Below are 21,237 nucleotides of genomic sequence, written 5' to 3'. Positions count from 1 at the left end.
CAAAAATAGGTTTACGTATAAGTTCACTATAATTAAGGCAAACGTTTTCGTTACTTACCTTAATGTGTTTGTCGAAATTTGTATAACTTTGCAATAGTTATTATACATAACTATTGTAAGCGATTCAATGATTTTTTTTAACGTTTTCATTTTAGACAAAAATATATGTCTTTTTACACATGCTCTGCTTTCACTAAGCGCTGCAGGTGCATCGTTAAATATATGCTCTCTGCTTCATACACAGGAAGTTGCAATTCTTTTTGCATGACCTTAACTAGCTTCCAAGCTAAATTATAACAGACAGGATATTCTGCCTTTAATAAATCAGCAAAACTTTGTGATTCCTCTACTTTTTCCCCTTTTTTTACCCGTTCAATTGCGTATTGTAAATGACGGATAAGGCGTAAATAGTGGATACTTTCTTGGTCTAATGTAATTTGTAAGTTTGTCTCAATTAAAGATACGAGCTGTGCAATGAGACGAGAGTTTTGATTAACTGAAGATAAATCTGAATTTGTAAGCGAACTGTAAATATGGAGTGCAATAAAACCAATTTCTCCTTCTGGCAATGTAATTTGTAAACGAGAATTTAAAAGGTCTACAACACCTTCAGCAATTTCATATTCCTCTGGATAGAGCATTTTCGTTTCAACTAAAAAAGGATTATCAATTGTAAGTCCTTGTTTTAACCGCTTAATCGCAAAAGAAATATGATCTGTTAAAGCGATATGAATATGTTCATTCAATGGTGATTTTGCTTTTTCTTGAATGTAGAACATAATATCATTCATTAATTCAATTAGTTTTTCACTCACATGCGGCACTAACAGTTTGTATTGTTCACGATCACGTTCATTTTTTAAAACAAACATTTTTTCAATTTGTTCTTGCTCCAATACATCTTTCGCTTTTTTCCCAAATCCAATCCCTTTACCAATCACTACTACTTCCTCATGTTCAGGATGGCTAGCAATGATGACATTATTATTTAAAACTTTTTTAATTTCTAGATAATTATTCATATAACACCACCCTCGTACTTAAATAGCCTGCTTTTATGTTACAGAACATTCTTCTTTGTCGTCAATGTAAAACATCTACCATTTCATAAAAATTCATTTTTTAGACATGTTTATATATGATGCGTATAATGTAAGAGCAACTGTACATAGAAAGGAGATAACAACATGATTAAAATGTTTGTAAGTGATATCGATGGTACAATGATGCAACACGGAGGGCTAATTGACGAACAAGATATTGTAGCACTTCGTAGTCTTGCTGAGCAAAATGTTATTCTTTGTTTCGCTTCTGGCCGATTGGATAATGAAATTGCAGACTTAATGAAAGCTGTAAATACAAATTTCCATCGTATTAGTGTAAATGGTGTTTTCGTGTACACACATGAAAACAAGCAACTATTATCCGCAACATTTGATTCGAGTATTCTACCTGATCTGTTAGCAATGACAAATGAAGATCCTTATTTTCGTTATGTAAGTGATGAGCATAATTATTACATTGAAGAGAAAACACCGTTCATTCATGAGCTTGAACAACAAGTAACGATGACTTCTGTTGAAGAACCGCATCTATTACAGAAAATTGATGATACAATTTTCCCAAATAAAATCTCTGTCGGTGGAACAAAGGAAAGCTTACAACTCCTTCAGAAAAAAATTGATGAAAAATTCCACGGAAAAGTTAGTACATTCATTTCAGCAGAACAATGTTTAGATGTAATGCCACCTAATATTAGTAAAGGGGCTGCTATTTCTGTTTTATTAAAAGAGTTTCAACTACAACCAGAGGAAGTTGCTTGCATAGGGGATTCTTATAATGATATCCCGATGTTTTCTTTAACTCCTCACAGTTTTGCTATGTCTCAAGCAGATGAAGCAGTAAAAGAACACGCTCACTATGTAGTAAATACAGTTAAAGATGCTGTTAACCACGTAATTACTCATAATAAAAATACGACTCACTCCTTGTAAGGATGAGTCGTATTTTTTCTTTACATGTTAAACAATTTGACATTAACTGTACTTCACGAACTGAAATATATTATTTGTTACGTGCGATGTTTGTAATAAACTTATAACGATCCCCACGATAAATACATTTCACATACTCTAACGGTACTTCACCTTCTGAATATGACCATTGACGCATTACAAGCACTGGCGCCTTTTTAGGAATATGCAGATGTTCAGCTTCATTATCCGTTGCAATTGAAGCTTCAATTGATTGAGTAGCGCTAACAAGTTTAAAGCCCAGTTTTTTCTCTAAATGTTCATATAAAGATTGTTGCAATATTTCTTCGTTAATATCTTTTACAAGAGCTGGCGACAAATATGTCGTCTCAAAAGCAATCGGTTCATCATCAGCTAAACGTATACGCCTCACTTCATAAACCGACTCTCCCTCCTGTATTCTCAACCGGTCTGCTATTTTCGCAGTAGCTGGAACTAGGCGGAAACTAAGTAATTGACTACTTGGGTTCATCCCACGAGAAATCATATCTTCTGTGAATCCCGTCATTCCTTGCAATTTTTGTTCCACTTTCGGAAGTTGGACAAACGTACCGATTCCACGTTTCCGATATAAATAACCTTGTTCCACTAAATTATTAATCGCCTGTCTGATTGTCATACGACTCACTTCGAACTTATCGCAAAGTTCATTCTCAGATGGGATTTTATCTCCCGGCTTCCATTCGCCGTCCTCAATTAGCTGTTTCACCCACTCTTGAATCTGATAATAGATCGGAAATGGTGAATACTTGTCGATGTTCATCAGCAATCGCCTCACTGCATAAAGATAGAGCTTCTTGATCAGCGATTACGGTTACATTCGGATGACGTTGTAAAACTGTAGCAGGACACGCTTCGCTATATTCACCTTGCAATAATTCTTTCACAGCTTCTGCCTTTTTAGAACCCATAGCAACAAGTAGAATTTGTTTCGCTTTCATAATGCTTCCAATTCCCATTGTAATCGCATGCGTTGGCACATCTTCTTCTTTTTCGAAGAAGCGAAGGTTTGCTTGGCGTGTAGATTCTGTTAATTCAACAATGTTTGTTGGAGAATTAAACAGTGTTCCTGGTTCGTTAAATCCGATGTGACCGTTTTCACCGATTCCAAGAATCTGTAGGTCAACTGGGTTAGCAGCTAGAATGCCCTCGTAACGTTTGCACTCTTCCTCTAAATCACTTGCCATCCCGTTTGGTACATAAGTTTGTTTAAATGGAAGATGATCAAACAACTGTTCTTGCATGAAATAGTGATAGCTGTTTTTATCTTCATGTGGTAAATTTACGTACTCATCTAAGTTTACAGTGGTTACACGGCTTGTATCAAGTTTATTTTTTCGCATTTCTGCATAAATACCTAATGGAGAGCTTCCTGTAGCCATTCCTAATGTTGGATTTTCTTTTGTTTTTACAACTTCTTCAATTAATTTATACCCTGCTTCTGCTAGTTCTTCTGGAGTTTTTACAACAAGAATATTCATTTAATTACTTCCCTTCCTTCATATGAATTCCTAAACGAACCGTATCATATACATGTAAATCTTCATTCATCACAACAAAGTCTGCATCTTTTCCTACCGCTAATGCACCTTTATGATTTAATCCAAACTCTTCTGCTTGGTTAACTGATGTCATCAGTACTGCATCTTCGATTGAACAACCTGTAAATTCAATTACATTTCGGAAAGCTTGATCCATTTTTAGAATACTACCAGCTAACGTTCCATCTTCTAATCGAGCACTACCATCTTTTACATGTACTGGCTGTCCGCCAAGCTCATATAATCCATCTTCAAGACCTTTTGCACGCATTGCGTCAGTAATAACACTTACTTTTTTCGGTCCTTTTAATTTATATGCTAATTTCACCATATCAGGGTGAATATGAATACCATCTGTAATTACTTCAACCATTACATCTGGATTTAATAACACATGACCAACAACTCCTGGTTCTCGGTGATGTAATCCACGCATTTGATTGTATAAATGCGTTGCATGTGTAATGTTTCTATTTTTTAGTTGCGCATCAATTGCATCTGTATGCCCCATTGTGCCAACAACACCAGTTTCAGCAAGATACTGCTCAAACTCTAACGCACCTTCTTCTTCAGGTGCATATGTTACTAATTTAATTAGATTCCCGCTTGCTTCCTGCCATTGTTTAAATTGTTCAATATTCGCAGGAACAATATGTTCAAGTGGTTGTGCACCTGCACGTTTTTTTGAAACATACGGTCCTTCTAAGTGAATATATTCGAAATGTGCTCCTTTTTCTTTTGCTTCCTTCGCAGCATGTAGTGCCGCTTCGATTGCTTCTGGAGCTTGTGTCATTGTTGTTGGAAAGTAAGTTGTAACTCCTTCTTTTAACATTTCTTTACCTAGAGTTACTAATCCATCGCTATTTGCATCCATCGCATCAATATCGTATCCACCATGAATATGAACATCAATCATACCTGGAATCACAATCTTCCCTGCTGCATCTAAAACCGCTTCATTTTCTTGTGATACATATTGAGCCATCAAACCAATTTCTTTAATTGTTTCTGCGTAACGAATAAATCCGTTTTCCACTACTTCTTGACCTGTATAAATTTTGGCATTGATGACAACTTGCGTTTTCATTTTCATCGATCCTTTCCCATGAAATACCTACTTGTTATTATTACCTTATTCGCCTAATTCCATCTTAATATATGCACGAGTAGTTGTCTAGACATTCGGATGAAATTTCCTCTTTGTTTAACAAAAAGGAAACTTAGTACGTCTCTTGCAATTATAATATATGTTATTCAGTTTTCCAAAAAGGGAGAATATCCCCTATCATATTACTCACTTAAGTAATGGCATTAATCCACTAGAGCCTATTGTAATATGCTCGCCGTCTGTTTCCATTTCTACTGTACGTTTATTTGTTCCATATATCATTATGCCATGCTGTTTTAAGCGTCTCACTACACTTTGATGCGGATGTCCATACGGATTTCTGCTTCCATATGAAAGAATCGCAAACTGTGGTTCTACTTTTTTTATAAACATTTCACTTGTTGAAGTATAGGAGCCATGATGTCCCACCTTTAACACATCTGCATGTACATCAAATTGCTTTAATATTTCAGTTTCCGTCCGCACATCAGCATCACCCATTAGTAAAAAATCCGCTTTTCCGTATCGTACCTTCAACACAATTGAAGATTCATTATTTTCATCTTTTGATTTCCCATTGTTTAATACTTGTATGGAAACATGCGGATCTAGCGGTATGTATTGTCCCTCTTTTACTGAAACGAAAGGAATTCCTCTTTTTTTAATATGATTCCGGTATGTGTGATACGTAAAAGAACTATATGTTTTTCCACTATCTAATATAAGCGATACCGGCATTTGCTCTACAATCGGAATAAGTCCTCCAATGTGATCCATATCAGGATGCGTACTGACGATAGCATCTAAATGGTTAATCCCTTTTTCGATTAGTTTTTGAATGATAACCTCTCCGGCTTCATAAGGTCCCCCGTCAATTAACATCGTTTGTCCATTTGGCAATGTGATAAGTGTCGCATCACCTTGTCCAACTTTTAAAAAACTCACTTTCATTTTACCAAAATGTTGCCGCTGCATATGTAAAGGAGACGCGGTATGAATAGACATCATATATCTTTTAGCCGATGCACTATTTAAAGAAAAGCATAACAAAACAGAAACTAACAATAAAATACCTCGCATACTTCTCATAACTCGTCTCCTTTTTTCAATTAGTATGGCACGGTATATAATTGATATACAAAAAAAGCTTAGCAAAATGCTAAGCTTTTATTTCGATATCTCCTGTAAAGAACCAAAGAATAAATCTGCTTCATTCATTTGTTCATTCTCTTCAGAAAGTGCCGGTAAATCATCTAATGTTTTCAATCCAAATGTATCCAAAAATTCTTTCGTTGTTCCATATAAAATAGGACGCCCTGGCCCTTCTGCTCTTCCCATTTCTTTTATAAGTAAGTGTGAAACTAACGTTTGTAACGCCTTATCGGTTTTCACCCCTCTAATCTCTTCCATTTCAGTCCTTGTAATAGGTTGACGATATGCCACAATCGCTAACGTTTCTAAAGCAGCCTGAGAAAGTGAAGCAGCTGTTGGGATATCTATTAATTTTTGATAGTACGAAGCATGTTCTTTCTTTGTAGCAAAACGATATACTTTTGCATACTGTACAATTTGCAAACCGCGGTGTGCACCTTCACATTCTTTTTGCATTTCTTCTAAAATATCGATTACTTCATTTCCTTCAATCTCAAGCACTTTCGCTATTTGTTCTGGATAAATCCCTTCATCACCAGAAACAAATAAAAGCCCTTCAATGATTGATTTCTGTTCTTTTCTATCCATTTTACGAGCTCCTTCCTCCAATTTTCTCCATAAAAATACACATCAAAAAACCGAATCACAATCAATGCGTTCGGTTCAATATTTTTTCTCTTGTTCCAAACGATACATTCAAACCTAGCATGAGATATATTATTCCCATCCCATTTTCCATACTAAATCTATGCAGATTTAGTAGAGCTTGATACGAAAATTTCATCAAAATTATGTTCTTGTTCAATTATGATTTGTTGATTTTTCATAAGCTCAAGAACCGCTAAAAATGTTACAACCATTATTTCCCGTTCATCATCAACAAACAAATCATAAAAACTTTGACGACCACCTTGTATTTCTAACTGTTTTAAAATATCAATCATGCGCTTTTCAATTGGTATTTCTTGACGAGTAATACGTGTTGTTACAGGTTTCTTTGCTTTTTTACGGCGCATTAATTTTTGAAATGCCGCTAGCATATCATATAACGTAACATCAAGAGGCAAGTTTGTCTCCTCTTCTTGTTGTAACGATGTAAAATCAATTGGCGGACGTGTATATAGCTGTGCTCTTTCTTGTTCTCTTTCTTTTAGCTCAGTAGCAACTTGCTTATATTTCTTATATTCAATTAACCTCTCCATCAATTCTTGACGAGGATCATCTATAAAGTCATCACCGTTATCAAGTACATCTTCTTCATGTTTCGGCAACAACATTTTACTTTTAATTTGTAATAAAGTCGCAGCCATTACTAAATACTCACTTGCAACATCTAATTGTAGTTCTTTCATCGTATGAACATAAGATAAATATTGCTCTGTAATTTCCGCTACAGGAATATTATATATGTCAATTTCATAACGATGTATTAAATGTAACAATAAATCTAAAGGCCCTTCAAAAGCCTCTACTTTAAAATTATACTGCACAAAGCATCCCACCACATTTTTTCTATAACAACATAAGTATAGAGCATACTCATGTTCTATCCAACCTTTTTAAGAAATTTAATTAAAAATAGACCTATGCCTATATCATCATGCCCACCGCTTCATATGATAACAGTGTAGTAAGAACAATGTAGGAGGTCAAAAAACTATGGGTCACGTTGATTGCGGTTTTAGCGGTGGGTTCGCATTACTTGTTGTATTGTTTATTTTACTAATTATTGTAGGGGCAGCTTGCTTCTGCTAATATGAACAATAACGACTAGGGACAATTCCCTAGTCGTTTATTGTTTATATTTCTATGATACACTTGTATTTATAACCGTTAAACAGGGGTGAAGAAAATGTATCCTACCGAATACATACAATTTTTAATTCATTTTCACGGAGATTATGATTATTTTGAATGCCACGAAACACTGGAAGAATTTTGGAAAACAAAACCGAGAGGAAATCGTGATAATTATTTAGTCGGTCTTATTCAAATTGCAGTTTCTTTATACCATCAAAGACGCTCTAACTGGAATGGCTCAGAAAAGATGATGAAAAGCGCCATAACGATTTTAGAAAAAAACAGTGCACCTTTACTACGTTTAGGAATAAATCAGACACAACTTCTATGCTTACTCCAGGATAGATTGCAATCTATACAGAAAGAAGAGAGTTTTACACCGTTATTTTTACCGTTATCGGATACAGCATTAGAAAAGCACTGCATGGAATTATGCCAGAAACAAAACCTTCCTTGGAAAGACGTGAATGCTACTTCTAATGAATATATAATACATAAGCACACATTACGTGATCGAACAGAGGTTATCGCTGAACGAAACGAACAATTACAAAAAAGAAAGCAGAGATAATAAACCACTTATCTCTGCTTTTACGAATGTATATTTTGTTCTAGCCCTTTACACTTTTTGCAAAAACTTGCTGTTTGCTCATTTCCGCAAATTGTAAACTCAAGAAATTTACTCTTTAACTCTTGAACCATCTTCGTTCCAATACCCATATGACGATGAGACGGGTTCACACTCAAATGCTGAATTTCCAACACTTGATTCTCTTTTTTTACAATCCCCATTATCCCAACAAAATCTTCGTTTTGTTTCCACAAATACAATTGCCAATCATCCTTTGCCTCATAATCTTTCATAGTCAATTGTAATGTTTTCACATCTTTTTCAGTTGGCATAAATGAAAGAAGCCCCATTGCAATCTTTTCATAACTTTTTTTAAAACGAATTAACATAACCCTTATCCCTTCTTACAAAAGTTACAAACTATTAATCCCCTCAACCACTCTTTTCATATCACATTCATTTTACAATATTTTCAACAGAGTGAGAAGGGCCTAAAACAACTTGATAATCATACAAAGCGAAAAGAAGAAAGTCAAATATATGTTTCAGTACTATTTTTTCTAAGTAGATTAACAAAGAAACGCTGTTATATGAAAGTAAAAAGAAACATCCACCGCTCATTACCACTCCAATATTCATCACCTGAGAGCAAATGAATTCTAGCAAAATTAATGTAATAAAAATATTTATTGAAACATGAAATCTAATGTATTCTATGTAATTTGTTAAAATTTTGTTCTTATAAGCGCCATATTTTCGCTACAATAACAGTACTACTTGTATCATGTACTGCAAACGAAATACCCGTTCCTATTAAAAAACAAAAAAGAGAGCCATAGCTCTCTTTTCCCATTAACTTATTCTTCCCAAACTTTAACTTCTTTCATTACATCGCCTTGACGCATGTTTAATACTGTTTCAATACCGCTTGTTGCTTTACCGAATACAGTATGTACACCATCTAAATGCGGTTGTGGCTCATGAACAACAAAGAATTGGCTACCGCCTGTATTACGGCCAGCATGAGCCATAGAAAGTGAACCTACAAGGTGTCTATGAGGATTTCCATCAGTTTCACATGGGATAGAGTAACCTGGGCCACCTGCACCTGTTCCTGTTGGATCTCCACCTTGGCTTACGAAGCCAGGAATAACGCGGTGGAATGTCACACCATCATAAAATCCTTGCTCTGCTAGTTTTTTAAAGTTTTCTACTGTTTTTGGTGCCTCTTCTGGGAAAAATTCTAACTCGATTTTTTCACCATTTTCCATTAATATGTATCCTAAAGTTTTCATACGTATATGTCTCCTTTCAACTATCTCAGCACTATATTACCACATTCATGACTAGAAACAAAAAGAATCCGACAATCTAGATACTTCTTTTTCGAAATGTGGAAAAAGCTAGGTGACAAATAAGAAATATATACTATAATAACTGTGTTGCCCGAAAATTTTAGAAAGAGAAAGGGAGCGATTTTTCGTGAAAACGAAATTACTAGCTCTGCTATTGGCTGTAACGGTATTTATGATGCCAACAGCTTCGTTTGCAGACATCATCGAAGGAGAATCAATTGTTACACTAGGAGAAAACTTGTCTGAACAACAAAAACAAGATCTGTTAAAAGAAATGAAAGCACCAAAAGATGCTACAATCATTACTGTGTCTAATGCGGAAGAACATAAATTTCTAGAAGGGATTGTTCCAAAAGCCCAAATTGGTACGAGAGCAATTTCCTCTTCTATGATTACATACACAAAGCCAGGTTCTGGTCTCATTGTACGTTCAAAAAACATTAATTCGATAACAGATGCAATGTACACAAACGCACTTATTACAGCAGGTGTGAAAGATGCAGAAATTCAAATTACTGCACCATTTAAAGTTTCAGGAACTGCTGCTTTAACCGGTTTAATGAAAGCCTATGAAACAACATCGAACAAAGCAATTCCTGAGGAAGTAAAAAAAGTAGCCAATGAAGAAATGGTGCAAACAGCCCAGCTCGGCGATAAAATTGGTGAAGAAAAAGCAGTTCAACTTGTTGCAAAAATTAAAGAAGAAATTGCCAAAGAACAGCCAAAAACGACTGAAGATTTACGTTCATTAATTAAAAAAATTGCGGATCAACTTGGTATTACATTAACGGATGAACAGTTAGATAACTTAGTTGCGCTATTTGATAAAATGAAAAATCTTAATATCGATTGGAATCAAGTTGGCAGTCAGTTAAATAAAGCAAAAGAACACGTTTCTGCCTTTTTAGGATCTGAAGAAGGGCAAGGTTTCCTAGATAAAGTTAAAGATTTCTTCTCAAGTATCATTGATTTTGTTAAATCGTTATTCAAGTAAAAAGAAGCTCGTCAGTGACGAGCTTCTTTTTTTATACAAGTAATGGCAATTTCATAACAGCTTCTTCGACCGAACGAACAATATGATTTGCCTTATTCTTCACATATGGATGAGCATGATGTAGAGTAAATGAATGCGGAGTTACTTCAAACATAGAAATATCATTGAAAGAATCTCCAATGCATGCAACTTCATTTGCTTCAATTTGTAAATGTTCCATTAGTCGCCTTAAAGCACTCCCTTTACTTACTCCCCTTGGCATAATGTCAACATAGCGTTTACCAGACATAAAAACTTCCGCTTCGCTCTGAAATGTATCTCGTAACTCTTGATCTAATGCTGCAATTGTCTCTTCTTCCCCAAAAACAAACAATTTCGCAGGATGTACAGTCTTACCAAATTCCTCTTCTAATGCTTCTATCTCAGCAATATGCACGCCCATATACGTTTCAAAAGTATGATGATGTTCATTTTTTCTTTTTGTATACCGTTGCTCATTTGCACAAACAATATCTGCTAGTCCCTTTTTATGGATATATCGATATATTTCCTGGGCAATCCCATCTTCAAAACTTGATTCATGAAATATTTTTCCATCCGGCAGTAACATCGTTGCTCCATTTAAACTAGTTGTGTAATACGGGAATGCAAACCTATTTACGACTTCATCAATTCGATGAGTAAAGCGGCCAGAGGCAAAACAAATATTTGTCCCTTTTTCAGCTAACCAACAAAGTGCACGTTCATCTTCTTTTTGCATATGATTCACATTGTAAACGAGCGTATCATCTAAATCACTTACAAATAATTTAATCATGTCCTCTTCCCCTTCCATACACAATATCTACTCTAAGTGTACACAAAAAATGTTTGATTTTTGTTAAAAAACAATAAATTTTTGCTAAAAAAATAAACGGGTGTATAATCCCGTTTATTTTTGTCTTTTTACATTTTGAGGTCTTACAATACTTGGTCGTACTTTTAAACTAGACATCGTCGGGCGAAGTAGAATTTTTGTTAATGCACCCCAATCAAATGGTAAAAACGGCCATAAATAAGGCGTTTGTAAACTTTTTATAGACGTTAAAAATAAAATCAATATCGTCATACCAATTACAAATCCCATCTCATGGAAGAGACCTGTTAAAATAATAACAAACAATTTTCCAACTTTATTTCCTAATCCTAATTCATAACTCGGTGTTGCATATGCACCGATCATAGAAACTGCTACATACAAAATAACTTCTGGTACAAACAAACCTACATCGATTGCTATTTGACCAATTAATATGGCGGAAATTAACCCTGCAGCAGAAGATAACGGCGTTGGCGTATGAATGGCTGCCATCCTTAAAAACTCAAGTCCGATTTCGGCCATCAACACCTGTAATAGAATTGGTAAATGTGTCATCTTAGTCGGTCCAATGAAAGCAAGTTTTTCTGGTAAAAGAGTTGGATCAAATACAAACACTAACCAAAATGGTAGTAAAAATAAGGAGAATAAGACACCTAAAAAGCGTACCCAACGTAAAAATGTACCGACAGCTGGATTTTGTCTAAACTCTTCCGCATGCTGTAAATGGTGGAAATATGTTGTTGGAGTAATCATAGCACTCGGTGATGTATCAACTAGTACTAACACATGTCCTTCTAATAAATGATTCGCCGCTACATCCGGTCTTTCTGTATATCGAATAAGCGGGAATGGATTATAGCTTTGCTTTACAACAAATTCTTCCACTGTTTTATCCGCCATCGTAATTCCATCGACATCAATGTTATTTAATTCTTGCTTTATAATCTTTACTAAATCTGGATTTGCAACATCTTGAACATATGTAATACAAATATCAGTTTGGGATCTATCTCCTACTCGAATCATTTCATTTCGAAGACGTGGATCTCGAATTCTCCTACGAATTAACGCTGTATTTACAACGATATTTTCAACAAATCCATCCCTCGCACCGCGTACTACTTTTTCAGTATCAGGTTCTGTCGGTGTTCGTCCTGGATAGCTGCGAACATCTATTGCGAACGCTTCCGTTTCACCTTCCACAAATATAACGATAAGTCCTGATAATACTTGGAGCATTACCTCATCCATCGTTTTCACTTTGCTTACTTGTTGATGGATTAAACGATTCTCTAAAAGCTTCACTGTATCTTCTTCTACATCCCTTATCTCATTTGTATCCACCGCTTCTTCTAAAATAGGGATAATATAATTTGTATCACAAAGTCCGTTTACAAATAACACACCAATTTCTTTATTTAAAATTTGAAATTTACGAATGCCAACGTCGTATGTAACACCCAGTCCAGCTGTTTGCTTTAAGTAATTTTCATTATCACTTATGAAAGATGAAATAGGGATATCCACTTTTTTAGGCTTCGTCATAAAAACCACTCCTTTCCAAAATTAATTGAATCGCTTTTCTAGTAATAGGTGATCCTCTCTCCCATTCATCGTTTCCACACATCTTACCAATATCACCAACTCCCACAATGACAGGAACATTCAGATCATCTAAACAATAAATTGTATCTCCGCTAATTCTGCCAATTTCACCATCTGGAAGTCCAAATTTATCAACACCGTATTCGGTTAAATTCCCGTTTCGATCTACACTGACATCTACACGTGCCCATTCCCAATGATGTGTATTAGACGCTACTGCCAAAATCCCCAGTACATCAATTTGTTTATGTGTGGCTACATATTTTAAAGCCTTTTCACCAGATCCTTCTCCAATAAATCCACTGTCATCAAACATGACAAATACAGGGTCATATGGCGTTTGCATAATAAGCTCAACAACTTTCTTCCCTGTCAATTTGGTTGGATTACTTTGTGATGCTGAAATACACCTTCCCCCAAATTCCTTCGTTAAAAGCTCAATTGTTCGCTTTGCATATTCATCTCCATCTGTGACCAAAACAACCCTTCGTCTCATTTGATTTATCCTTTCGGTTTACATATAAGTGCTACAAAAAATGAAAATAATATCGCTGCAGAAATGCCTGCAGACGTTAAACTAAACATACCCATACCAATCCCAATATATCCGTGTTTTTCTGCCGCATGCATTGCCCCATGTAATAGTGAATGTCCAAAACTTGTAATAGGAACTGTCGCCCCAGCACCAGCAAACTTTATAAGCTTATCGTACAATCCAAATCCATCTAAAACTGCTCCTATAACTACAAAGGTAGCCATTAAATGGGCTGGTGTTAACTTTGCGAAATCTAACAATACCTGTCCAATTACACAAATGGCGCCTCCTACAAGAAATGCATATATAAAATCCACAATTCACTCTCCCTTCACTCTCTCAAATACGACACCATGTGCAATTGTTGGAATGGTTTCTTTCTGCTGCATCATCATCGGACTTAATAACGCACCAGTAGCAACGACAAAAATTCGTTGTAAATTCCCTTTTTGCATCTCGCTTAATAAATGACCATATGTGACAACAGCTGAACAAGCACAACCACTACCACCGGCAAATACTTCTTCTTGACCGGGATTATAAATCATTAATCCGCAATCATTATATATATGCCCAAGATCATAACCTTCTTCCAGTAACAGTTGTTTTGCTATTGGTGTCCCAATAGCTGATAAATCACCAGTAACAATCAAATCATAATCTGCTGCACTTCTCTTCAAATCTTCAAAGTGTTGTTGAATTGTATGAGCAGCAGCAGGTGCCATCGCCGACCCCATATCTAAAGGATTCGCAATCCCTAAATCTTGCACTTTTCCAATCGTAGCTGCCGTAATTTTAATAGCACTTTTTTCTTTACTAATTAATATGGATCCCGCACCTGTAACAGTGGAATTTGCTGTTCCTGGTTTTTGTCCCCCATACTCTGTTGGATAACGGAACTGTCTTTCAGCCGTTGCATTATGACTACTTACCGTCGCTAAAACACGATTTGCGAATCCACCATCTATAAAGGCTGATCCAACCGCTAAAGTCTCCATCGAGGTTGCACAAGCGCTAAACATCCCTAAAAAGGGAATCCCCCACCTACGCGCAACATAATTTGCTGTCACTGTTTGATTTAATAAATCACCCGCTAAAAAGAAATCAATTTGTGATGTTTTTACATTTCCTTTTTGCAAGACTTGTTGAATTGAATCTGACATTAACCTTCGTTCAGCAAGTTCCCAGTTTTCCTCTCCGCAATGTAAATCATCATATGAAATATCAAAATCCTTCCCAAGAGGGCCCTCAGCTTCTTTTGGACCGACAGCAGTACCGGTTGCATTCACATAAATATCATTTTGAAATACCCACGTTTGTTTTCCGGTCAACCTCATACTAGCCCCTCCTTTAAGACATAAAAATGTTAAAAGTATATCTTATTAATCCAATAACGTATGCACCAACGACCCCAAAAACGATAACACTTCCCGCTAGCTTAAACATATTTGTAGCAACCCCAAGCACAATTCCTTCACTCTTATGTTCTAGCGCAGCGCTCGCCATAGAATTCGCAAATCCCGTAACAGGTACGGCCGATCCCGCTCCAGCAAATTGACCGATTTTATCATATACACCACAACCTGTTAAAATCGCCGATAATAATACAAGCGTTGCAACTGTCGGATTTCCTGCCTCTTGTTCACTGAAATGAAAATAATGTATATAAAATTTCATCAATACTTCTCCGACAGTACAAATGAATCCACCTACAAGAAATGCCTTGACACAATTTAGGAAATAGTTTGGTTTTGGATGGTACTCCTTCACTTTATTTATGTAATCATCCTTTAGTTTTCGCCCTGTCATTTATATACTGCCTCCTACTTTACGAAATAAATCCAATGAAACAATGAGCCTATTACTTTGCCAAGTACAAGAGCAACGAGTAAAACAACGATTTTCCCTTCTACCCCTACTCGTTTCGCTAAAATAGGTAAAACATTTAACACTTCTGTTAATGCGGCTGCAAGCATTCCAATGAATGTGCCACAAAATATTCCTAATATAACAAGCCAATATTGCGACGTTTGAAATGTAATGTTTTTCAAACTACACCAAGCTCCTGTTAACGTACCTGCAATAACCGCCCACTCAAAATATTGAATGTGCTTTCCACTTCTCGTTAATTGAGCTAGACGGGGGATTATACCAAGTACAGCTAAAAATGCGACATATCCGCTACCCACTGCAATTCCTCCCGCTAAACCAATTAAAATAACAAGCCCAGACTCAATCATCGGCAAGTTGTTTCATATTGTCCTTGTTTTCATGAACAATTACATATTGGTCAAGTGACTGCTGATATTGGAACATCTCCACTTCTAACGGACTCGGCTCTTCATTAATTCGCTTTTGAAATACATGATTAAAAAATAAGACCATACCTAACCCAAGACCTACTGAATAAGGAATTTGAAATAGCAGTGGCTGCGCCTTAAATTCTCCCGTAATCATGTAATATAACCGCTGGTGCACTTGTTGCATGCTTACATCTTCATGGAAATAAATGATCGCAAGAGCCGCTCCAATAAAAAGTAACAACCATACAAGTCCGAAGAAAACCGGATGTACTTTCTTTTTTTCATATATAATTTCAACAAGAGTTTGTCCAGAACCGAGTAAATTAATTTGTATATGAGCCGCTTTTCGCCTAATAATCTCAATAATTTTCATAACATCAATTACAACATGTGTCTTATCATGCGCTGTTATTTTGTAAACTACCTCATCCTGTAACGACTCAACTACCTCAGTATCTCCGGCAAGTTGAGCGACATCACGTAGTTTCACTTCATACGTAGGAGAAACTTTTAATCGATTACGCATTTTAATATAAATTGTTTGTTCCAATTTCTATTCACCTCTTCACTCTTCCTCGTAGTTGTAGTATGGTTATTGAATTTTTTTCTAATACAATTTTTTCATAAAAAAACATCTGTACCGTTTCGATACAGATGTTTTTTAGTTTATGCCTTTTTCTTAAATAAATTTGCAATACTTAATGCGAGTCCTCCCCAAATGACTACCATACCAATCACCATCATCATAATCGCTGATCCGCTCATTATGAAACACCCCGATCTTTCCATTCTTTTTCAAGCTTAGCAGAATCTGAATGTATTTGTGCATTCCATTTCTTTATACTAATGATTAGTGCAACGATAAGGAAGGCTGCTGCAATTGACCAACCATATGTTACGACAAACTCCGTTGGATAATCTCCGTAGTTCTTTTTAATATTTTGGATTGTGCCATCAATTAACATGTACCCTAACATAAGCGGGGTAATAACGAGTAAACTTACTCTCCAAAACGTCCCTAACTTAATATCAGATACGAAGTTTGCATGATTTTGGTAAACTGGTAAACGGCGTAGAATGAGCCCTATCGTAACCACTTCCGCTAATGCAATTGAAATTAATCCGAAGTTATTAGCGAAATAATCAACAACATCTAGGAACATAAGCCCGCCACGTGTTGCAAAAACAAGAGAAACTAGTACGAGAAGCGTCCCCATAATTCCAATTGTTTTTTGGCGACTTAAGCTGAACTTTTCAGATACGGCAGCAAAACATACTTCCGCAAGTGAAATGAGGGATGTAATTCCAGCAACCGTTAATGATAAGAAAAATAATACGCCAAATAACGGTGACATCGGTAACTCATTAATGATTTGCGGGAATACTACGAACGCAAGTCCTACACCAGCACTTGCTACTTTATCAACTGGTACTCCCATATTATTTGCCATAAATCCAAGAGCTGCAAAGACCCCAATCCCAGCTAACAATTCAAATCCTGAGTTTGCAAAGCCAGTAATAAAGGCATTATTTGTTGTATCTGAGTTTTTCGGTAAATAACTAGAATACGTAATCATAATTCCAAATGCTAAAGATAAGCTAAAGAAAATTTGACCATAAGCAGCAAGCCATACTTTCCCATCAAAAATACGACTCCAATCTGGTTTGAAGAATGCATCCAACCCTTGCATTGCACCTTCCATCGTCACTGCACGAACTACGATAATAAGGAACATAACAACTAATAAAGGGATGAAAATACGATTAACAACTTCGATTCCTTTTTTAACTCCTTTAAATGCTACACCGAGCACGATAATCCAAACGAGAGCTAATGGAATTAATACTTCCGGTACGAGCCCTCCAAACTGTCCAGGCTTATCTGCAACATGCAAATACTCTTTAAATAAAAATGATTGCGTGTCTTTCCCCCATGCTCCAGTAATTGCAAAGTACGTATAGGAAATAGACCAAGCAATAATTACTGCATAATATGTTGAAACGATAAACGTTACACACATTTGCCACCATCCGATAAATTCAGCACGCGGACTAATACGGAAGAATGTAAGTGGCGCCGAACCACGATGACGATGCCCAAGAGCAAATTCAAACGCCAATAATGAAATACCAGTCGTTAATAATGCGAATAAGTACGGTAAAAAGAATGCGCCTCCCCCATTTTCATACGCTGTATAAGGAAAACGCCATATGTTTCCTAATCCAACGGCAGAGCCGACCGCTGCGAAAATGAATCCGGCCCTCGTTCCCCATTGTTGCCTCGTTTCCATATTTCCTTCCCCCTTTGTGACAAGTTCATACTTGGATTATATTTTAAATTTACTAAATTATCAATAAATTCTGTTAATTTTTACGAAAGTTTACAATCCCTACTAAATTAAAGTTATAAAAAAAATCGAATAGATAGCTACTCATCTATTCGATCTTTCATCTGTTTTAATATTTTCTTTTCAAGTCTTGAAACTTGTACTTGCGAAATACCTATGCGCTCCGCTACTTCTGATTGGGTTTGGTCTTTATAGTAGCGTAAATATACAATTAAACGTTCTCGATCATCTAATTCTCTAATTGCTTCTTTTAAAGCAATTTTATCAAACCATTTCGTTTCAGATTGATCAGCAATTTGATCTAAAATAGTGATTGGATCTCCATCGTTTTCATACACCGTTTCATGTATGGATGAAGGAGCACGACTCGCTTCTTGCGCCAGAACCACTTCTTCTGGCGTTAGTTCTAACGCTTCGGCTACTTCGTTAATCGTTGGTGCCCTTCCGAATTCTTTCGAAAGCTCGTCTCTCATCTTTCGAATTTTATTTCCTGTTTCTTTTAAAGATCTACTTACTTTCACTGATCCATCATCACGTAAAAATCGTTGTATTTCTCCAATAATCATTGGAACTGCATATGTTGAAAATTTCACGTCGAAAGATAAATCAAATTTATCTACCGATTTTAAGAGCCCAATACATCCAATTTGAAATAAATCGTCTGGTTCGTATCCTCGATTAAGAAAACGCTGCACAACCGACCATACGAGACGCATATTACTTTGAACGATTGTATCTCTCGCTTGTTGATCTCCATCTTGACTTTGTTGAATTAACGCTTTTAGCTCGTGGTCCTTTAACTGAGGTTTCTTCTTCTCATTTTTGACCTCTATGTCCATAGGCTATTCTCCTTAATTGCATAGAGCGTTACTATTTGATAAGTATTTTGTCAAATGGATTGTTGTCCCGAAAGATTCGTTTGAAATAACTTCTACTTCATCCATAAAATTTTCCATGATAGTAAATCCCATTCCGGAACGCTCTAATTCAGGTTTAGTTGTAAAAAGGGGTTGTCTTGCTTCATCTAAATCAAAGATGCCAATCCCTTCATCTCGAATCGTGAGTTTCACCATTGCTTCTTCCAAAATTACAGAAATATAAACAACACCTTCTGCATTTCCATCGTATCCATGAATAATTGCATTCGTAACTGCTTCTGACACAACTGTTTTAATCTCCGTAAGTTCTTCCATCGTTGGATCTAGTTGCGCAATGAAAGCAGCTACTGTAACGCGAGCGAATGATTCATTTTGACTTAATGCTGAAAATTGAAGGTTCATTTCATTTCTCATTTATGCCACCCCCAACGTCGCGAGCGCATGCGCTTCACTTTCTTCTAAGCGAACAATTTTAAATAAGCCCGACATTTCAAATAAACGCTTAACAGGCGGTGAAATTGCACAAACAACCATTTCTCCACCTAATCCCTTTACATGCTTATATCGGCCTAATATAACACCTAAACCAGAACTATCCATAAACGATAAGTTCTCTAGGCTCAAAACAATATGATGAACACCATGTGTCTCAATCATATCTGTTACTTTCGTTCGCAACTCTTCAGCAGTATGATGATCTAATTCACCCGCTAGTCTCACACATAGGACGTCACGCTTTACTTCTAATTGCATGGAAAGACTCACACGATTTCCTCCTTATGCTCAAACTTTACTCATTTACATACATAAAGATTTTCGTGATACAACATAAGAATCCTTCCTGCTGACAAAAGAAGAACTATTTCGCCATAAAGTGAAAACATTCGGCAATTATTTACTTTCATACGAATAGAAAAGCGGCAAAATGTTTGCCGCTATTTTGATGTTGAAAACATCCCAAAACTTCTTTTAAATAACTCCCACCAGCTCGCTGCAGCAACATCTTCTTTTGCTACAATTGTTTGTTTTAATAAAACATCTTTATCTTTTTTAATAACAAGTGTACCCAGCGCGTCACCTTTTTTAATCGGCGCTTTCACTTTCTTTTCAGCAATTACTTCTTGCTTTACTTTGTCCATATTTTCGCCCTTCTTCATAAGAAGAGACACATTGTCTGACGCAACTAAATCTACTTTTTCTTTTTTCCCTTTTCCTACTTGTACAGTCTTAATTTTTTCGCCACGTGTATACAATTTCTTTGTCATATATTGTCCAAATGCATAGTCAAGAAGCTTTGTTACTTGATTATTCCGTTCTTTCGATGTAGGTGCTCCCATAACAACTGAAATAACACGCATGCCATTTTTTTCAGCCGATGCTGTTAAACAATATTTTGCTTCTGTCGTAAAGCCCGTTTTCACACCATCTACTCCAGGATAAAAACGTACTAACTTATTCGTATTCACGAGCCAAAACTTCTTATCCGTATCTTCTCGTAAATAGTCTTCGTATTTACCTGTATATTTGCGAATAAGTGGGTACTTCATCAATTCTTTTGCCATTATAGCCATATCATTTGCTGTGGAATAATGGTCTTTAGCCGGAAGACCTGTTGGATTTTGAAAATGAGTATTTTTCAGTCCTAAATCTTTCGCTTTTTTGTTCATCATATTTACAAAACCTTCTTCTGAACCCGCGATATGCTCCGCTACTGCAACAGACGCATCATTTCCAGATGCAATAGCAATACCTTTTAGCATTTCATTTACAGTCATCTCTTCTCCAGGCTCTAAAAAGATTTGTGATCCACCCATTGAAGCTGCATGCTCACTTGCTCTAACTTTATCGGTCAGTTTTAGTTTTCCTTTTTCAACTTGTTCCATAATTAATAGCATTGTCATAATCTTCGTCATACTAGCAGGTGGTAACTTCTCATTTGGATTTTTATCAAACAAAACTTTACCTGTATCTTGTTCAATTACAATTGCTGATGACGCTTGTTCCGCTAACTTCGGTGTTGTTTCTTCTGTTTTTTCCTGCTTCGTCTTCTCAGATTGTGCGAAACTAACTGAAGTACCAGAAAGCAATAACATGAAACAAACAAGTATTCCAAAAACTCGCTTCATGACTAACCCTCCATTCTATATCAAACCTA

27 protein-coding genes are annotated in these 21,237 nt (G+C 36.1%); 4 read left to right on the top strand and 23 right to left on the bottom strand.

The features are described from left to right. Positions 1–173: 173 nt before the first annotated feature. Positions 174–1,022 (bottom strand): glucose PTS transporter transcription antiterminator GlcT, encoded by an 849-nt coding sequence (gene glcT / locus RBB48_RS03150; RefSeq protein ID WP_001067321.1) that lies wholly within the window; start codon positions 1,020–1,022, stop codon positions 174–176. Between the two features lie 165 nt (positions 1,023–1,187). On the opposite strand from glcT, the gene RBB48_RS03145 reads away from it, so the two are divergent. Beyond that, entirely contained in the window at positions 1,188–1,994 is an 807-nt protein-coding gene (locus tag RBB48_RS03145) for a Cof-type HAD-IIB family hydrolase (protein ID WP_046956417.1), read from the top strand. Positions 1,995–2,064: 70 nt separating this feature from the next. Here the strand turns inward: RBB48_RS03145 and phnF are convergent, their stop codons facing one another. The 6 genes from phnF to scpA all read right to left on the bottom strand — a co-directional run bounded on the left by phnF (position 2,065) and on the right by scpA (position 7,324). Then, entirely contained in the window at positions 2,065–2,796 is a 732-nt protein-coding gene (phnF, locus tag RBB48_RS03140) for a phosphonate metabolism transcriptional regulator PhnF (RefSeq protein ID WP_002194085.1), read from the bottom strand. Beyond that, positions 2,726–3,514 (bottom strand): glucosamine-6-phosphate deaminase, encoded by a 789-nt coding sequence (gene nagB / locus RBB48_RS03135; RefSeq protein ID WP_001024205.1) that lies wholly within the window; start codon positions 3,512–3,514, stop codon positions 2,726–2,728. The genes phnF and nagB overlap by 71 nt, the downstream gene beginning before the upstream one ends. Positions 3,515–3,518: 4 nt before the next feature. Then, positions 3,519–4,661: an N-acetylglucosamine-6-phosphate deacetylase gene (gene nagA / locus RBB48_RS03130; RefSeq protein WP_002107769.1), complete on the bottom strand. Its 1,143-nt coding sequence runs from the start codon at positions 4,659–4,661 to the stop codon at positions 3,519–3,521. 207 nt (positions 4,662–4,868) lie between these two features. Beyond that, entirely contained in the window at positions 4,869–5,771 is a 903-nt protein-coding gene (locus RBB48_RS03125; protein WP_001257286.1) for a ComEC/Rec2 family competence protein, read from the bottom strand. 78 nt (positions 5,772–5,849) lie between these two features. Next, entirely contained in the window at positions 5,850–6,422 is a 573-nt protein-coding gene (scpB, locus tag RBB48_RS03120; protein WP_000375162.1) for a segregation/condensation protein ScpB, read from the bottom strand. 158 nt (positions 6,423–6,580) lie between these two features. After that, positions 6,581–7,324, bottom strand: coding sequence for a segregation/condensation protein A (gene scpA, locus RBB48_RS03115; RefSeq protein ID WP_001199757.1), 744 nt, complete (start codon positions 7,322–7,324; stop codon positions 6,581–6,583). Between the two features lie 169 nt (positions 7,325–7,493). Between scpA and RBB48_RS03110 the strand changes: the two genes are divergently transcribed. Then, a complete protein-coding gene (locus RBB48_RS03110; protein ID WP_000510194.1) occupies positions 7,494–7,589 on the top strand; it encodes a YjcZ family sporulation protein in 96 nt (31 codons plus the stop codon). 97 nt (positions 7,590–7,686) lie between these two features. Then, positions 7,687–8,205, top strand: a complete 519-nt coding sequence (locus RBB48_RS03105) for a DUF309 domain-containing protein (RefSeq protein ID WP_097889641.1) — start codon at positions 7,687–7,689, stop codon at positions 8,203–8,205. A 20-nt stretch (positions 8,206–8,225) separates the two neighbouring features. Here RBB48_RS03105 and ribT read toward each other — a convergent pair whose 3' ends face one another. Both ribT and RBB48_RS03090 read right to left on the bottom strand, forming a co-directional pair. Then, on the bottom strand, positions 8,226–8,594 hold the full coding sequence (gene ribT, locus RBB48_RS03100) for a GNAT family N-acetyltransferase RibT (protein WP_000908397.1): 369 nt from the start codon (positions 8,592–8,594) through the stop codon (positions 8,226–8,228). Between the two features lie 468 nt (positions 8,595–9,062). After that, positions 9,063–9,500, bottom strand: coding sequence for a peptidylprolyl isomerase (locus RBB48_RS03090; protein ID WP_000853789.1), 438 nt, complete (start codon positions 9,498–9,500; stop codon positions 9,063–9,065). A gap of 187 nt (positions 9,501–9,687) precedes the next feature. Here RBB48_RS03090 and RBB48_RS03085 point away from each other — a divergent pair, with 187 nt between their 5' ends. Beyond that, complete coding sequence (locus tag RBB48_RS03085; RefSeq protein WP_000850509.1) at positions 9,688–10,554, top strand: DUF1002 domain-containing protein; 867 nt, start codon at positions 9,688–9,690, stop codon at positions 10,552–10,554. 31 nt (positions 10,555–10,585) lie between these two features. Here the strand turns inward: RBB48_RS03085 and RBB48_RS03080 are convergent, their stop codons facing one another. The 14 genes from RBB48_RS03080 to dacF form a co-directional block, all read right to left on the bottom strand. Further along, complete coding sequence (locus RBB48_RS03080; protein ID WP_002008448.1) at positions 10,586–11,389, bottom strand: Cof-type HAD-IIB family hydrolase; 804 nt, start codon at positions 11,387–11,389, stop codon at positions 10,586–10,588. A 96-nt stretch (positions 11,390–11,485) separates the two neighbouring features. Continuing rightward, complete coding sequence (spoVAF, locus tag RBB48_RS03075; protein WP_087985122.1) at positions 11,486–12,958, bottom strand: spore germination protein SpoVAF; 1,473 nt, start codon at positions 12,956–12,958, stop codon at positions 11,486–11,488. After that, a complete protein-coding gene (gene spoVAEA / locus RBB48_RS03070; RefSeq protein ID WP_001254416.1) occupies positions 12,945–13,514 on the bottom strand; it encodes a stage V sporulation protein SpoVABEA in 570 nt (189 codons plus the stop codon). The genes spoVAF and spoVAEA overlap by 14 nt, the downstream gene beginning before the upstream one ends. A 5-nt stretch (positions 13,515–13,519) precedes the next feature. Further along, entirely contained in the window at positions 13,520–13,870 is a 351-nt protein-coding gene (gene spoVAE / locus RBB48_RS03065) for a stage V sporulation protein AE (RefSeq protein WP_000345909.1), read from the bottom strand. A gap of 3 nt (positions 13,871–13,873) precedes the next feature. Further along, complete coding sequence (spoVAD, locus tag RBB48_RS03060; RefSeq protein ID WP_097889640.1) at positions 13,874–14,890, bottom strand: stage V sporulation protein AD; 1,017 nt, start codon at positions 14,888–14,890, stop codon at positions 13,874–13,876. Positions 14,891–14,903: 13 nt separating this feature from the next. Next, positions 14,904–15,362, bottom strand: a complete 459-nt coding sequence (gene spoVAC, locus RBB48_RS03055; RefSeq protein WP_000147730.1) for a stage V sporulation protein AC — start codon at positions 15,360–15,362, stop codon at positions 14,904–14,906. A gap of 14 nt (positions 15,363–15,376) precedes the next feature. After that, positions 15,377–15,793: a stage V sporulation protein SpoVAB gene (gene spoVAB, locus RBB48_RS03050; RefSeq protein ID WP_000572948.1), complete on the bottom strand. Its 417-nt coding sequence runs from the start codon at positions 15,791–15,793 to the stop codon at positions 15,377–15,379. Further along, positions 15,786–16,406, bottom strand: coding sequence for a stage V sporulation protein SpoVAA (gene spoVAA / locus RBB48_RS03045; protein ID WP_087985124.1), 621 nt, complete (start codon positions 16,404–16,406; stop codon positions 15,786–15,788). Before spoVAA ends, spoVAB begins: the two co-directional genes overlap by 8 nt. A 116-nt stretch (positions 16,407–16,522) precedes the next feature. Continuing rightward, positions 16,523–16,621 (bottom strand): methionine/alanine import family NSS transporter small subunit, encoded by a 99-nt coding sequence (locus RBB48_RS03040; protein WP_000016829.1) that lies wholly within the window; start codon positions 16,619–16,621, stop codon positions 16,523–16,525. Then, positions 16,621–18,147: a sodium-dependent transporter gene (locus tag RBB48_RS03035; protein WP_000450092.1), complete on the bottom strand. Its 1,527-nt coding sequence runs from the start codon at positions 18,145–18,147 to the stop codon at positions 16,621–16,623. The genes RBB48_RS03040 and RBB48_RS03035 overlap by 1 nt, the downstream gene beginning before the upstream one ends. Positions 18,148–18,284: 137 nt before the next feature. Next, positions 18,285–19,043 carry an RNA polymerase sporulation sigma factor SigF gene (gene sigF, locus RBB48_RS03030; protein ID WP_000350733.1) on the bottom strand — a complete coding sequence of 253 codons (759 nt, stop codon included), beginning with the start codon at positions 19,041–19,043 and terminating at the stop codon, positions 18,285–18,287. Positions 19,044–19,055: 12 nt separating this feature from the next. Further along, complete coding sequence (gene spoIIAB, locus RBB48_RS03025) at positions 19,056–19,496, bottom strand: anti-sigma F factor (RefSeq protein WP_048546248.1); 441 nt, start codon at positions 19,494–19,496, stop codon at positions 19,056–19,058. After that, positions 19,497–19,847 (bottom strand): anti-sigma F factor antagonist, encoded by a 351-nt coding sequence (spoIIAA, locus tag RBB48_RS03020; RefSeq protein WP_000059133.1) that lies wholly within the window; start codon positions 19,845–19,847, stop codon positions 19,497–19,499. A gap of 170 nt (positions 19,848–20,017) precedes the next feature. Then, a complete protein-coding gene (gene dacF, locus RBB48_RS03015; protein WP_000831992.1) occupies positions 20,018–21,208 on the bottom strand; it encodes a serine-type D-Ala-D-Ala carboxypeptidase DacF in 1,191 nt (396 codons plus the stop codon). Positions 21,209–21,237 lie beyond the last annotated feature (29 nt).

The sequence above is a fragment of the Bacillus sp. MMSF_3353 genome, assembly GCF_030733445.1.
GTDB lineage: Bacteria > Bacillota > Bacilli > Bacillales > Bacillaceae_G > Bacillus_A > Bacillus_A wiedmannii.
This window is presented reverse-complemented; position numbering and strand designations above follow the sequence as displayed.